The organism is Allorhodopirellula solitaria, from assembly GCF_007859855.1.
Classification (GTDB): Bacteria; Planctomycetota; Planctomycetia; order Pirellulales; family Pirellulaceae; genus Rhodopirellula; species Rhodopirellula solitaria.
Genome location: NZ_SJPK01000014.1, coordinates 11923 through 26448, shown reverse-complemented (window position 1 = coordinate 26448; position 14526 = coordinate 11923). Strand labels below are relative to the sequence as shown.

Sequence of the window (14526 nt, the reverse complement as noted above, 5' to 3'; positions counted from 1 at the left end):
CAATCGTCTCATCTCCCGCGTCCGACGTCGTTGCCAAAGAACCAAACGCAAGGCAAAACCAGGAACAATGGAGTTGCTCGCCGACCCAAACCTCCTCGAGTACTGCTTAACTTGATGCCTATGAGGTCGCGCTGCGCTGACCTACGGCTGTTTTCTATCATCCCTGACGGGATACTTGTGAGCAATCGACAGGAGGCGACGAGTCCACTACTAAAACCGACACTGGTTCATCGTGTGTTGCTAAGCGACCGAAACCGAAAGTGGCTTCACAGGGAACGAATCAACCTCCGTCCCGCTTTCCCGTTTGGTTGGCGAGAAATCGTGACCCTGGATCAATAGAATTCACTCTTTCAGCTTTGTCGCTCGTGCGCGTCATCTTCGCTTCCCAGCGTAACCTCGCGGGACTACGCTAGTGATTCCGCATCGGACCGGCGACTGATGTCCGTGACAGAGGGCTGTCGTCCTAAGCGGGAGGGTTAACATTTTCATGCAATATGTCGAACTCCATTGCCGTAGCAATTTTTCATTTCTCGAGGCTGCCTCGCACCCCGATGAATTGGTGCAGCGCGCCGCCGAGCTTGGGTACGCGGGTCTCGCATTAACCGATCGCGAGTCGATCGCGGGGGTAGTGCGCGGTCATGCCCCGGCCAAGGAGTTGGGGCTGCAATACATCGTCGGCACCGAGGTGCATCCCATCGATGCTCCCGCGATGGTGTTGTGGCCGACCGATAGGGCAGCCTACGGGAGGATGTGTCGCCTGCTCTCACTCGGCCGGATGCGATGTGAGAAAGGGCGCTGCGAACTTCGCTTCGACGACATTGCCCAGTTTGCCGATGGCATTCTCGCCGGGGTGATCGTGGACTCGGCCAGCGATGAGGATCCGCTCAATCACACACGCCCGTTCCTGCGCGGTCCGTTCCGGGACGTATTTGACGATCGCGGGTACATGTTGGCGTCGTTCCATCGTGGCGTCGACGATGCGGGCAAAGCCGCCTGGCTCCGAGACTTGTCACTGTCCTGCGACGTGCCGCTCTTAGCCAGCGGAGACGTTCGCTATCACACGGCCCAACGCATGCTGCTGCACGATTGTCTGACCGCGATCAGCAATCACGCCCGTGTCGAAGATGTCGTGGGGCACCGGTTGCACAACAGCCAGCATCACCTGCGAACGCTCGATGAAATCCGCGAGCTCTACCGCGACGTTCCCGACGCGGTCGCCCGCACCGTCGAAGTCGCCGAGCGATGCCACTTTCGTCTCGACGAACTCAAGTACGAGTACCCCGTCGAGCTGGCCCCGCCGGGAAAGACACCGATCGAGCATCTCAAACGCTTGGCATGGGAAGGGGCCCAACAGCGGTGGCCCGAGGGCGTCGCACCGCACGTGATCGAGATGCTCCGCCATGAGTTCGAGTTGATCGAAGAACTTCATTACGAAGCCTACTTCTTGACGGTCTGGGATCTCGTTCGCTTTGCCCGCTCGCAGAACATTCTCTGCCAAGGGCGCGGCTCGGCGGCCAACTCCGCGGTCTGCTATTGCCTGGGGATCACTTCGGTCGATCCGACGCAGACGGATTTGTTATTTGAGCGTTTCATCAGTCGCGAGCGAAACGAGGCGCCGGACATCGATGTCGACTTTGAACACCAACGCCGCGAGGAGGTGATCCAGTATCTCTATGAAAAGTATGGTCGCGACCGAGCGGGGCTGACCGCGACCGTGACGACGTATCGAACCAAGAGCGCGATCCGTGAAGTCGGCAAGTCGCTGGGGGTCTCTCCCGACATCATCGATGCGGTGGCCAAACTCGCCGGCAGCTATGGCCGCGATCCGGAACTGCCGCAGCGCTGTCGCGATGCCGGGCTGGATCCCGACACGCCGCTGGGCAAGCGGTTCTTGTACCTGACGGGGACTTTGATCGGGTTCCCACGTCATCTCTCCCAGCACGTCGGCGGAATGGTGATGACCGCAGGAAACTTGTGTGAGTTGTGCGTGACCGAGAATGCGGCGATGCCGGGCCGCACGGTGATCCAGTGGAACAAGGACGACCTCGACGAGCTCGGGATTCTCAAAGTCGATGTGCTGGCGCTGGGAATGCTCTCGGCGATCCGTCGCTGCTTTGAGCTCGTCCAGGAGCATCACGGCCGTGAGTTGACCCTGTCGACGATTCCTGCCGACGATACCGCGACGTACGACATGATCTGTGCCGCCGACACGATGGGGGTGTTCCAGATCGAGAGCCGGGCGCAGATGAGCATGTTGCCGCGTTTGCGGCCGCGGTGTTTCTACGACCTCGTCATCGAAGTCGCCATCGTTCGTCCGGGGCCGATTCAAGGCAATATGGTCCATCCTTTTCTGACAGCGAGAGAGGATCCTACCGCGGCGGTGTACCCCAACGACGCGGTCCGCCGCGTGTTGGAGAAAACGCTTGGGGTGCCGATTTTCCAGGAGCAGGCGATGCGGCTCGCCGTGGTGGCGGCCGGATTCACGCCGGGGGAAGCCGACCAGTTGCGCCGGGCCATGGCGGCTTGGCGGCGGCCGGGCGTGATCGACAGCTTCCGCGTGAAGCTACTCGAGGGCATGAAGGCCAGCGGTTTGAGCGAAGAGTTTGCCGAACAGGTCTTCCATCAAATTCAGGGCTTTGGTGAATATGGGTTCCCGGAATCGCACGCGGCGAGCTTTGCGTTACTCGTGTACGCCTCCTGCTATCTCAAACAGCATTACCCCGCTGCTTTCTGCGCGGCTCTGCTCGACAGCCAACCGATGGGCTTCTACGCGCCCGCTCAACTGATCAGCGACGCGCAGAAGCATGGTGTGCGCGTGCTCGCTGCGGACGTCAATCACAGTGATGTGAACTCGCGATTGGTCGCGGATCCCAATCGGCCGGGCCCAGCGATTCGGTTGGGACTGCAAATGATTCGGGGCCTCGCCGCTGCCGCAGCCGACCAGATCTGCAGGGAGCGTCAAACCGAAGGCCCCTTCACGGATTTGAACAATTTGACGCGGCGGGCGAGACTGGCCCCGGGAGTGATCGCGACCCTGGCCGATGCGGACGCTCTGGCGTCGATTTCTCAGGACCGGCGGGCTGCCGTGTGGCAATCCCTCGCTACCGATAGTGCAGCGGCGTCGATGCCGCTCCTAGAGTCGCTCGCACCCGATACCAGCGTGCCGGAGGAACTCGTATCGATGTCTGCGGCGGAGGAAGTCCACCGAGATTACGAGATGACGGGATTGAGTTTGAAGGCGCATCCTGTATCGTTTCTGCGAAGCCGTTTGGCCGAGCGCGGCTGCCGAACGGCGGCTGAACTCCCACCGCTCCGCGATGGCCGGCACGTTCGTGTGGCAGGGATCGTGCTGATGCGACAGCGCCCGTCGACCGCCAAAGGAATCACGTTTGTAACGATTGAGGACGAAACAGGATCCATGAATTTAGTGTTGTTCGCCGCGATTTGGAAACGATTTTTCAAGGTCGCTCGCACCCGGAACGCTTGGATCGTCGACGGCAAATTGGAGAATCGCAAAGGGGTGATTCATGTCGTCGTTGGCCGCATCGAAGACCTCACCGACATGCTCAACGACCTGCCAACGCCAACCCGAGACTTCCGCTAGCCATGACGATCAGACTCCTAGACCGTTATGGCTACCGGATCGCCCGCGACGTCGTCCCCCCCGAGCAATGCGAGCAGATCGGCGAGGAAATCTCCCGCTGGCTCAGCTCCGACGCAAACAATCGGATCGAGAATCGTGAGGGCGATCTGGTGGGCGGCCGCAACCTCATTGAAAACGACGCGTTGTGGAGACCCTGGATCCACAACATCCAAATGGCACGCTTGATTCGCAACTATGTGGGTGCCAAGCCCAGTGTCGTGCGGGTGCTGTATTTCGACAAACCACCGGGCCAGGGCTGGGCACTGTCACTGCACCGCGATCGCACGATCGCCGTGAGCAAACACCACGATCCCCCCGACCCCTTTTGCAAACCGACCTTTAAAGCCGGAGTGCCGCACGTCGAAGCTAATGATGAAGTGCTGTCCCAGATGCTAACGCTGCGACTGCACCTGGACCCGATGCGGGCGGACAACGGGCCACTCTACGTCGTGCCGCGGTCGCATCAGACGACCCAGAACGGCGGCGTGGAGCCCGCCGCAACCGAGGAGATGCAGACGATTTACTGTCGCGCCGGGGATGTTCTCGCCATGCGTCCGCTGCTCTGCCACGGTTCTCACCCCACCGATCCCGCCACCGCCCTGCGCCGCCGCGTCCTGCATCTTGAATTGGCGCCCCGGGACGCCCTGCCCGCTCCCTACCACTGGCACATGGCGAAGCTGATAGGATAAGAGGCGGTCCGAGCCTTCCACTCGGGCCGGAAATCCAGAGAAAATAGGCCGCCGAAGCGGCTCTGCGGCTAAATGAAGGCTCGACCGCGACTGCGGTTCGAACCGTGAGGCCAGCCTCTCCGTAGAGCCAGGGTGTCGCAGTGAGTACTGCCGATCAACGATACGTCGTGGAATGCTCTCCTGCGTACTCGTGATCAGTCCCCCGGTTTCACCTCTCCTCGTTTGCACCGCAAAGGTCCCCCCGCCGATGCACGAAGACTTACTTGGTTATCTCCTCGGTGCCTTGGAACCCGACGAAATGCGTCGGGTGGAACAATGGCTGCGTGAGGACGCTGAGGCGAGGCGAGAACTCGCCGAGCTGGAAGGAGTGCTCAAGCGACTAGAGGAGGCCGACGACGCCGATGCCATGGGCGAGACGGATCTGCAGCCGCCGCCGGACCTCGTTTCTCGGACGATGGCGATTCTTCCGCCACTTCCCCCGATGGAAGGGAACCCCAGCCCGACCGCTGCGGGCGATCCCCCGACCGCTGGCGGCGTTCCGCCATTCGCTGCCAGCGCCCCCCAATCGGACCAAGCGTCGTTTACAAATGATAACTTTTTCGGCGATGTTCGGCTGAGCCGAACCAAGGATGGTGGTAACGGTGATTCATGGAATCGGCGGGACTGGGTCGCCTCGATCGCGGCAGCGTTGATTTTGGTTGCAATCGCATTGCCTGCTGTGATGGAAGGCCGATTCGTTGCCCGCAGGACGGCATGCCAGAACAATCTACGAGAACTCGGGATTTCGATGACGCAGTTTGCCGACCGCAATGCTCAGTCGAGGCTCCCACCAATCGCACGTGATGGGCATCTCGCGTTCGCCGGTATCTACGTTCCCTGGCTCCACGGAGCCGGGTTGCTGCGCAGCCCCCAGCAAACGCTCTGCCCATCGATCGGTCAGCGCGAATTCTGGGACATGCGCCGTCCCGCGGTCTCAGCACAGCAAGGAATGACAGCCACGCCGCCGGCAGAATTTCAAATCGCGAACTTGCAAGATCTCGACTATCTCGATGATCTCGCCAGAGAGCTAGAACTCGCACGCGATGCTGGGCAGAGTGATCCCAACACCGTCGGGAAAATCAGTCAAATCCTCGCGAAATTGCGCTGGTTGCAGATGATGTTGGGCGGGCACTACTCCTACACGCTCGGCGTCCGGGATGGAGGACAGTATTTATCCCCTCGATTCGAAGGCCGCTCCCAATTCGCCGTCATGAGCGATGCCGCCGTGATGCAGCTCAGCGCCACCGACCCAACATCAGCCCGCCGGGCGACCTACCGCTTTCACGTGACCAGTCACAGCGGGCGTGGTATCAATGTGCTCTATGAGGATGGTCATGTGACATTCCTGCCGAGCGAGTCACTCGACCGAATTCCTGACAATCCGCTGCTCAATCATGAGGGCACGCTCGAAGCGGGCGTGACTCTCGACGATGCCTCGCTCGGCCCGAGCTGGCAGCCTCCCTTCATCCACGCCAACCAACGTTAAGCAAACACCGCCCGAGTTGAGTGAAAAAAGGAATGTCGCTTGGCCCCCTGGCGGGCCATGCGATACCGATCAAGTCCCCCTGCTCACCCGGGGCGTATTCGGGGAGTTTCCCAATACGACCCAACTGACGAGGGTTGAATACATTGTTATCCGACTGAAGATTGATGCTCGACTATGACGCTTCCTGAGCCGACAACTATCTACCGATCACGTAGTTACCCCGCGGCTGACTCGCTGGTCGCGTTTCTGCTTGAACGTGGCGTTAAGGCACGACTCATTGCCCCCGCAAACGAATACAGCCAGGTCCATGCTGGTGAAGGTCCGGTTTTCGGCACTGTCTACGATGTTTGTGCCGTCGACTGCACGCAAGATGACATCAGGGACCTGTTGAATGCATGGCACGAACGACAATCCGTCGTGTCTGCTTCGACTGATCTGTTCTGTTATCATTGCGGCGAGTTGCTGGATACGCCCCACGCCGAATGTCCTCGCTGTGGCAAGCTGCTCGAATTCTCGATCGATGGATTGACGCCAAACAACGGATAACCATGGCGTGCACACGGAGCGGGGCTTGCGGCCGTTTTGAAATGGACAACTTTACTCTCTCCGCCCGGTGACGCCGGACGTTCTGCGAGTCATCCGGTGGCACATCGAACATTCAAGATCGCAACCGCGTTTTCGACAGTGATGCTCACGCTCTCGGTCTTGCTGTTTCTGGTGGGTTATATCGCCAAACCAACGGAATACCATTTCTCCTTTCGCGATGACTCTCACGTCGGTGTATCGTCGCGCGGACTTGATGCACGACTTGTTTTCTTCAATGACGTTGAGTACGGCCCGTATCGCGGCAGCACCATCGGATTGATTCACGCTAACGGGGAGATCTATCCGCCGCTCGAACGCGAAGGATCTTTTGGCGATTCATGGGGCGTCTACTATCGGCATTTCCAATGGTCTGATTCTACACTTTGGACTTTGATGGTAACCTTGTGGTATCCGATCACTATTTTTGCGATAATGCCATTCGCTAGCTTGGTTTGTTCTGCGGTTCGTCAGTGTGTATCAAACGTCGCAGAACCATGATCGGGATAGGGGCCGCATTACTGCGGACCCCTCCCACACCACCTAGCATGCGGGTCCGCACTAGGCGGTTCGCTTCTTGGAAGCAAACTTGCTCCAAATCGTCTCAAGACTTGCTAGTCCTTGGGACGTGAGATATTCATTGTTGAGCGCGACGTGTACCGCCGCACTCGAACTCATCACCCAGTAACCACGTCCACTGCTGCCGTGCGAGATCGCTTCGTCTTTACGGACGCCTAAAAGCAATAGCATCCGTATCCGGGTGCGGACTCGATACCACTGTTTCCAGTAGCAGGCGCGGATGCGCCGTCGAACCCACTTGTCCCAGTAACGCAACTGCGTCTTCGTTAATCCGTATCGAAGGTAGCCAATCCATCCTTGGAAATACTGACGTAGTTCTCGGAAACGCGAAGCCATCGACCGGCCTCCCTTGCGGCGTGTTATCTGCTTCACGCGGTCCTTGAACTTACGCTCGTTCTTCGCACTCACTTTGAATTGTCCGCCGTAACCGTCAAAGCGATAACCGAGATACTCGGTGTCCTTCGTGCGGCGAACGCTGCTCTTCTCATGGTTGACGACGAGTCGGAGCTTCTCAGTGAGGTAACGTTCCACCGACTTGAAGACACGCGTGGCTGACTCCTCAGTCTTGGAAAACACCAAGAAGTCGTCCGCGTACCGGACAAAACGGTGACCCCGTGATTCCATCTCCTTGTCAAAATCATCCAACAGGATGTTCGCTAATAAAGGGGACAGCGGGCCGCCTTGCATCGTGCCTTCAGTCGATGCGTGGAAGTCGGTATCGATCATCACGCCGGCTCGTAAATAGTTCCCGATCAATCGCAACAAACGCTTGTCTCGGACCTTGCGGCCCACACGGTGCATGAGAACATCGTGCTGGACTAAGTCGAAAAATTTCGACAAATCCATGTCAACGCACCAGCGGTAACCGGCGCGAATGTGCTGCTGAACAAGATGGATCGCTTCGTGAGCCGAGCGATAAGGTCGGAAGCCGAAACTCGATTCAGAGAACTCTGGATCAAAGATCGGCGTGAGGACTAATAAGATGGCTTGTTGAATCAGACGGTCGATCACGTTTGGAATACCGAGATGCCGCTGAGTGCCATCTGCTTTGGGAATCGACTTACGCCGAACTGCGCCCGGTTGGTAAGTTTCATTCAACAGTTGCTGACGGACAGTGGGCCAGATGCCCTGGAAGTGTTCGGGGAAGTCGTCGATGGTAATCCCGTCAGGTCCGGGTGCGCCACGATTGGCTTTGACGCGTGCCCAAGCACATTCCATGTTGTCGTTGTCAACAATTTGTTCCATGAGGGTTAAGTCGGGAACAGGGTTCAAGGGTGACTTCTCCATGCTCGCCGCATCCGTTAGTCCGGTGAAGGATTCCGAATTGCTCAGACCTCTCTGGGCGCACGGGCCGTTCTGGTCCTCCACTCCTTGGTGGTTGCTGGATGTCGGCTCTATGTGTTTCGGTGGATTCGAGTTCATGAATAGCTCTTACTTTCGGTGAGGAAATTCCTTGACAAGAAACGTTCGGTCCTTCGCGTCTCGATTGGGAATCGAGGGTCACTACTACGACCTCTGCTGACTTCTCGCCGCACGAAATGCGTTACCGCATCCGCCCCGCCTTTCGGGCAAGCCCTAATCACGGGTACGCTTTGAGATCTCCCCAGATAAGGGACGTGAACTTTCGCTGCGCGAGCACGCGATCTACTCAGGAGGTTGTCGGAAGACGGTTTCGCAGTCCTGGGGCCGCTCACCTCAATGACTCCCAGAGCCTCAATCGCGTTTCTGTTCGTTACCCCGCAGCTTTGGCGTTGGGTGCGTGCCAGCGACGACTCATTACTGGCTTACCGACCGCACCGGCAGGCTTCCTCTCCACGGATTGTCACCTCCCCGCAGTTGCCTTCGCCTAGTACTTTTGCTTAGCTGATTACATTTGGTATACTGTCCTTCGAACTAAGTTCCGAAATTGTACAGGGGACTTACACCCCACAAGTTCACGCCCATGCTGGGCGTACCAATGCACCCGAGTCGCGAAGTCGGGCGTTTTGACAACGGAGAATCTCTCGTCGCGACCGGGTGATTTTAGACGTTCGTAGTTGCTGGTGGCCGCACAGAACCAACCGCCGCAACGCCCGCGATACCCGGCAGTGGACGCCCAACGCCCGAGTCATTGCCCACAATGCCCAGCAATAGAATCCGGCGTATGCGTCACTCCCCCGAATTTGCTTGTGTGTGGCTTTGCTGTTCGGTACGATTTGGAGTACCGCCGGTTGCGTAGTGTGTCACTACGCGCACGATCGAGGGTGCGCTGCGAACAACTGCGGTGCACCGGAGTAACGCGTCACCTCTACGTTCGTCGGCCAAGTATCCTAATCGATGAATTCTGGGCGGCGCCAACGTTTTTTCCCAACGGAAATATGAATGATGTTCAACCGTATCTCTCGTGCGAACTTAGTTGCCCTCTCGGTCCTGGTTGCTCATCATTGCTTTGCAGAACCTCCGATCCGCGTTGGCGAGGGCGAAGTAGAGACGAAAACGCGAAGTCAGATGATGGAATCGCTACCGGTACGTATTCTCAATTCGAGGGGTGAGCCTGTTCGCGATGCAGTTGTTGAACCCTGGGCAATCCGGAGCGGCCAGGGTCATTACATGTGGCCCAATGGCGAGTACGATCGGACGGGAGTGTCGCCAGAGGAAGTCGTCACAGATCTGCAAGGCAGCGCGACAATTGCGTATCCTCGTTTTACGCTTTTGGATGAGGGGACACACACAATCGGAGTGTCACTTCATGTTGACCATCGCGACTATGCATTTCCAGATGCGATACACGTTGACGTGCCTCTGGAAAATGAATCACCATATGAAGTCGTACTTGATGACGCCGTTCCTATTGAATTACGACCGATGATCGACGGGAAGCCGGCCGATACGAGCAACCTGTATGCGTTTTGGTCCGATGGTCGTTCTGGGAGGGGGCACACAATGGCACGAACAGAAACGAGTCTTCGGTTACCGCCAGTGAGGCCCGGTAGTCACAGTGTGCTCGTCGCCAAAATGGATGGTGATCGCGTTACACATTTCAGTCGTATCGTGGATTTTTAGGTTCCGCGTGAAGGCAAGTTCGTCATGGACGTTCCCCTCAGCGAGGTAGGTCCTATCGAAGGTGTGTTGAGTGATAACGTTCCGCGACCTGTCAACGCAGGACGGATCAAGGTCAATACCCTGCCTCCGAACGATGCGGAGAGGATGCGTGTCCAGTGGCAAACTTGGGTGCCTATCCGATCCGATGGAACTTTCACAGTGGAGGGATGGCCTCCTAATGAAAAGATTCAATTGATCGCTCTTTGCGATGGGTTCATTGCACGTTCGGGAGAGCCTCCGCCAGAATGCGAGGGCCGTGCTAACGATCCCTACCTTCGCCCGCAGGTCTTTGATCCGCTCGAAACGTCGCCCATCACAGTTGAGATGGTGCCGCTAGTCGAATGCGTTGTGAAAACGATTGATGAGGAGTCCCAGCCAATTGCGGGGGTCGAGGTGGAATCATGTCCGAACGTAGGTTGGTGGAACGTTGGGGCGCAGATTTATTGCGCCCCTCTCATCAAGGACGAGCGTATCTTGAAGTATCGAAGTGCGCAATCCGGTACTGACCATGTCTTTCCACAACCGTTCCGCACGACTTCAAATCGGAGCGGCATCGCCAAGCTAGGATTGCCAGAGGGAAAACGATCGCTATGGATTCTAAGCGATGCATACGAACTGCCGATTCATCTCGGGTCACGGCGTACACGGATTGAGTTAGCCTCTGGTAAGACAACCGAAGCCACTTTGCATATGCAGCCACGAGGCACGGAACAACTGAGCGACTGGGACAAACTGGCGGGCGTGGTTCTTGGATGTTCAACCCGTGAAGGAAGACGAGTCCTTGCTTTACCAGGGGTAAGCGACAAGATGATGGAATTCACAGAACGATTTCGTGAGGCAAAGGCACAAGACGATCCCGAGTTACTTGCGGGAGCCTATGCTGTCGTCGCAGGTGCGTTCGCCGATATTGAAGATTTCGGTGAAGCTGCACGGTGGTACGAGAAGGCCTCCCGGCAGCAGGAAGAAATTGAGCGCAACGATGATTGATCGAGCGTCTTGGAAAATACAACGCGTTGAGACACACGTCCTGGCGGATCGACGAACCATAGAATGCACGTGAGGACGGGAGTCAAGTTGATTGGTTTGCTTGCGAGCCTTTCGTCTGTCCCCCGTGATGTCTACCGTTCTACGATTGAAGTGAGATGCGTCGACTCGCCATCACAATCTGTATTTTGGCGTTTCTCACGTCAACTTATTTCTTGACGTCTGCTCGATGGTCCGGTTACTTTACGGCCCACATAGATTTAGACGTCCCACCGGAGGCTGAACGCGATTCGTTTGTCTATTATGAATGTTGGAATGACAACGTGGCGCAATGGCTTTGCAACAACGACCACGTCGGCGTCCACGGATTTGAACCAGCATTCCGATCTACGAGTGATTCCGACTTTGTCTCCGTCTCGTCCGGGGGCACATCAAACGCGTTTGGGATTTTCGACACGTACCATGCCCCAACTTCTCTTGTGCTACAATACCGTCAAAAAACAACTGACGAAACTCGTCAGTTTCATCGAATCCCCATTCCGATCCCGCCAGGGCGCGGCGACCGCGCGATCACTGTCGACCTAACTCGAGCCGACGTAAAGCCATTGCGATAAACCACAGTTCGTGTGCTCTCCGCTACGGCCGGTTGGCTGCGCCATTGCATCCGCCTCCGCTACGAACACACGAACGTGGTTATCGCTGACGTTCGTCGACAAAGCACGGCCCCCCTAAAGCTCTATGACTGAAACTGGTGACTCATCGTCTGCACATTGTCCACGGTACCTGAGCTTGGTGCGTTTTGACTTCAAATCTGTGCCCAACGACTACCACGCAAAATATCCATTCATGGATACCCGCAGGTACATCTTCTTCGGCGAGATTCCGAACATGCCCGGCCATTGTGTAGTTGCCGACCATCAGACGGGCCAATTGTATTCCGGTTACCATACCGAGAACTTCGTTGAACTGACGGAGGATGAAACGTGATCCAATGCGTCAGAGGACGGGCGCGTAGATGCCGTCGAACCGTTGTGCTCGTTGCTGGATGCGATCTGTAGCGACGGACCATCCGATTCAACCGAGCGGCGAAGTCGGGTGTCTTGAAGTGGTTGATCAACCGTCGCCGCCGGCTGATCGGTAACGTTCGTCTACAAAGTTTTATTTAGCCTGCAACGTTTCAGGATTCCTGACATGAAGCCTCGGTATTTCGTTCTGACGCTGCTACTTGCTACAACAATCGTTGCGTTGATACTCGCGGGGGTTGGCTTGTTTCGAACTATCTGGTTGAAGCAACTTGAGGAAACCGCATTCCGTCAGAGGATTGCGTCACTCGAACAGAAGATGACCGACCTGAGATCGCGTCACGAAGACGAATTCGTGGGCGTTCATCCAGCACCGATTGTACTGATCGACCCGCATGTAGAAAAAGCCAATCCGTGGATCTTTCGAATCCGTCCGTCAAGGTACAATGGTTCCGGCGGTAAGTACTGGATTGGTGCACCCGGGGATGACAGTCCGAAATTACGAGAAATTGATTTTGACCTTCGGTTGTTACGGTCATTAGACGACATCGACTTCTTCCGCATCGTCCACCGTGTCGACGGCCAGTCCGTACAACAGATCTTATTCGAGTATGACGGCAATCCTAAACTTCTTTATGCTTCGGATTCGATTTCTTTTGTGATCGCACCGAATGCTAAAGCGTGCATGGACGTGGCGATCAATGCCCGAAAACCGGCGGAACACTCTCGACTGGCCGACAGTTGGATCACGGGCGATTATCAACCCTATGTCCAGAACGCAAATCCGAGAGGTCAATCAGTAAAGAAATAGACGAACCAAACAATGCACCGAACGACCGCTTGCGCGTTTTAGCAGATGGACAGTCCACCGGTCCGGCCTCGGTGATTGGCAACGCTCGTAGATGCTGGTGGCCGCACAGAACCGACCGCCGCAACGCCCGCGACACCCGGCAGTGGACGCCCAACGCCCGAGTCATTGCCCACAATGCCCAGCAGTAGAATCCGGCGTCTGCGTCACTCCCCCGAATTTGCTTGCGTGTGGCTTCCCTGTTCGGTACGATTTGGAGTACCGCCGGTTGCGCAGTGTGTCGCTACGCGTGTGATCAGAGGGTGCGATACGAACAACTGCGGTGCACCGGAGTAACGCGTCACCTCCACTACGGCGGATGGCTTCGCCATTTTACTGCCTCCGCTGCGGCGCCACGTTACCCGGTGACCTCTACGTTATGCATCTAGAACCCCGTCACCCAGAAAATGCAAATCTGACACAGCAAATCGATTCATTCGCCGTGCTTGCATCGTCGTATTGCACCCTTATCGAACAGCACGACACTTACACAACCGAAGAGTTCATCACTCGTACGCGGGCGATTCTGCCTCAACTCTACCATTGTGCGTTGGGATTGCCGGATATTGAAACGACCGATGAAGACGTCGCTCGTAATATCAGCCATGACGAATGGTCAGTGATGTTTACCAGCCTGCAACGTAAACTCGGAATCAACGATCACTATTGGGAGATCTACGATCCACTAGAACTCGATCACGACCAACCTGTGGCTGCAAGCCTGTCCGATGATTTGGCCGATATTTGGCGCGATCTGAAGACGGGGCTTCCAAGTTGGGCAGATTGTTCCGATACAATTCGGAAACAAATTGTGTGGGATTGGCATTTTTCGTTTCATCATCATTGGTCTGATCATGCCGTTGACGCTCTGCGGGCCATCAACTGGATCGCCGAACACTACGGGGTACGTGACGCCGAAAAAGATGCATAACAAAGCGTTCGTAGACAGAGTTGATTCCACAGGGCGACTCATCCGTGAGTGCAGCTCGGACGCGACTCAGAGATTAGTGTTCGATTAGTGTGGATTAGTGTTCCCAATAACCAAGCTGAGTAGAACCCTAATCCTCGCTAATCACACACTAATCCAACGATCGTGATTTCCCACGCGCAGAAGCCCCACCCCCGGATTTGCTTGCGTGCGCATGGGCGACTCGCTACGATTGCGGAATGGTCGACCGCATGCGGTGTGTTGTTATGCGCGTGATCCAGTGTACCCTACGCACAACTCGGTGCACCGGAGAAACGCGTCACCTCCACTACGGCGGTTGGCTACCGCCATTTTACCGCCTCCGCTGCGGTGCCACGGCCAACGCGCACTGTGGGCTGAATGGGCAGTATGCGTCGAGTTGCGCTCGGCCGGTTTTTAGATGATGATATGGAGGTGATTTGTTCGCTTCCCATCGCTTTCCAAAATTCATCTCTATGGCCGAAATCCAGTTCGATAACATCGATTCGATACTCACTTGTTTTGACGAACTCAACGACCCTCGTTCCCACGTTAATCGACTCCATATCTTCGGCGATCTACTCGTCATTTGTATCATGGCGGTCATTGCAGGAGCCGATGGACCGCA

Annotated in this window: 10 protein-coding genes and 1 pseudogene; 10 read left to right on the top strand and 1 reads right to left on the bottom strand. The window is 56.6% G+C overall.

Annotation, left to right across the window (positions count from 1 at the left end; genetic code table 11):
- Positions 1-487 precede the first annotated feature (487 nt).
- The 5 genes from CA85_RS20120 to CA85_RS20100 all read left to right on the top strand — a co-directional run bounded on the left by CA85_RS20120 (position 488) and on the right by CA85_RS20100 (position 6940).
- Positions 488-3604 carry an error-prone DNA polymerase gene (locus CA85_RS20120; RefSeq protein ID WP_146393154.1) on the top strand — a complete coding sequence of 1039 codons (3117 nt, stop codon included), beginning with the start codon at positions 488-490 and terminating at the stop codon, positions 3602-3604.
- A 2-nt stretch (positions 3605-3606) separates the two neighbouring features.
- Entirely contained in the window at positions 3607-4332 is a 726-nt protein-coding gene (locus CA85_RS20115) for a phytanoyl-CoA dioxygenase family protein (RefSeq protein ID WP_246113007.1), read from the top strand.
- Between the two features lie 247 nt (positions 4333-4579).
- Positions 4580-5857: a DUF1559 family PulG-like putative transporter gene (locus CA85_RS20110; RefSeq protein WP_146393153.1), complete on the top strand. Its 1278-nt coding sequence runs from the start codon at positions 4580-4582 to the stop codon at positions 5855-5857.
- A 174-nt stretch (positions 5858-6031) separates the two neighbouring features.
- On the top strand, positions 6032-6403 hold the full coding sequence (locus tag CA85_RS20105) for a hypothetical protein (RefSeq protein ID WP_146393152.1): 372 nt from the start codon (positions 6032-6034) through the stop codon (positions 6401-6403).
- 36 nt (positions 6404-6439) lie between these two features.
- Positions 6440-6940 (top strand): hypothetical protein, encoded by a 501-nt coding sequence (locus CA85_RS20100; protein WP_146393151.1) that lies wholly within the window; start codon positions 6440-6442, stop codon positions 6938-6940.
- Positions 6941-7000: 60 nt separating this feature from the next.
- Here CA85_RS20100 and ltrA read toward each other — a convergent pair whose 3' ends face one another.
- Positions 7001-8305, bottom strand: a complete 1305-nt coding sequence (gene ltrA / locus CA85_RS20095) for a group II intron reverse transcriptase/maturase (RefSeq protein WP_222435488.1) — start codon at positions 8303-8305, stop codon at positions 7001-7003.
- 2142 nt (positions 8306-10447) lie between these two features.
- On the opposite strand from ltrA, the gene CA85_RS20090 reads away from it, so the two are divergent.
- The 5 genes and pseudogenes from CA85_RS20090 to CA85_RS25840 all read left to right on the top strand — a co-directional run.
- A complete protein-coding gene (locus CA85_RS20090) occupies positions 10448-11086 on the top strand; it encodes a hypothetical protein (RefSeq protein ID WP_186775082.1) in 639 nt (212 codons plus the stop codon).
- Between the two features lie 735 nt (positions 11087-11821).
- Entirely contained in the window at positions 11822-12070 is a 249-nt protein-coding gene (locus CA85_RS20085; RefSeq protein WP_146393149.1) for a hypothetical protein, read from the top strand.
- Between the two features lie 204 nt (positions 12071-12274).
- The gene (locus CA85_RS20080; protein ID WP_146393148.1) at positions 12275-12916 is read left to right on the top strand and encodes a hypothetical protein; all 642 of its coding nucleotides are present in this window, start codon (positions 12275-12277) and stop codon (positions 12914-12916) included.
- 355 nt (positions 12917-13271) lie between these two features.
- Positions 13272-13883 carry a DUF5063 domain-containing protein gene (locus CA85_RS20075; RefSeq protein WP_146393147.1) on the top strand — a complete coding sequence of 204 codons (612 nt, stop codon included), beginning with the start codon at positions 13272-13274 and terminating at the stop codon, positions 13881-13883.
- Between the two features lie 491 nt (positions 13884-14374).
- Positions 14375-14526, top strand: a pseudogene (locus CA85_RS25840) (transposase family protein); the annotation flags it as partial.

What these genes read in the sequence shown, in the direction of transcription:
- CA85_RS20120 (WP_146393154.1), top strand. Translation starts at nt 488, where the DNA reads ATGCAATATGTCGAACTCCATTGCCGTAGCAATTTTTCATTTCTCGAG.
- CA85_RS20115 (WP_246113007.1), top strand. Translation starts at nt 3,607, where the DNA reads ATGACGATCAGACTCCTAGACCGTTATGGCTACCGGATCGCCCGCGAC.
- CA85_RS20110 (WP_146393153.1), top strand. Translation starts at nt 4,580, where the DNA reads ATGCACGAAGACTTACTTGGTTATCTCCTCGGTGCCTTGGAACCCGAC.
- CA85_RS20105 (WP_146393152.1), top strand. Translation starts at nt 6,032, where the DNA reads ATGACGCTTCCTGAGCCGACAACTATCTACCGATCACGTAGTTACCCC.
- ltrA (WP_222435488.1), bottom strand. Translation starts at nt 8,305, where the DNA reads ATGGAGAAGTCACCCTTGAACCCTGTTCCCGACTTAACCCTCATGGAA.
- CA85_RS20085 (WP_146393149.1), top strand. Translation starts at nt 11,822, where the DNA reads ATGACTGAAACTGGTGACTCATCGTCTGCACATTGTCCACGGTACCTG.
- CA85_RS20080 (WP_146393148.1), top strand. Translation starts at nt 12,275, where the DNA reads ATGAAGCCTCGGTATTTCGTTCTGACGCTGCTACTTGCTACAACAATC.
- CA85_RS20075 (WP_146393147.1), top strand. Translation starts at nt 13,272, where the DNA reads ATGGCTTCGCCATTTTACTGCCTCCGCTGCGGCGCCACGTTACCCGGT.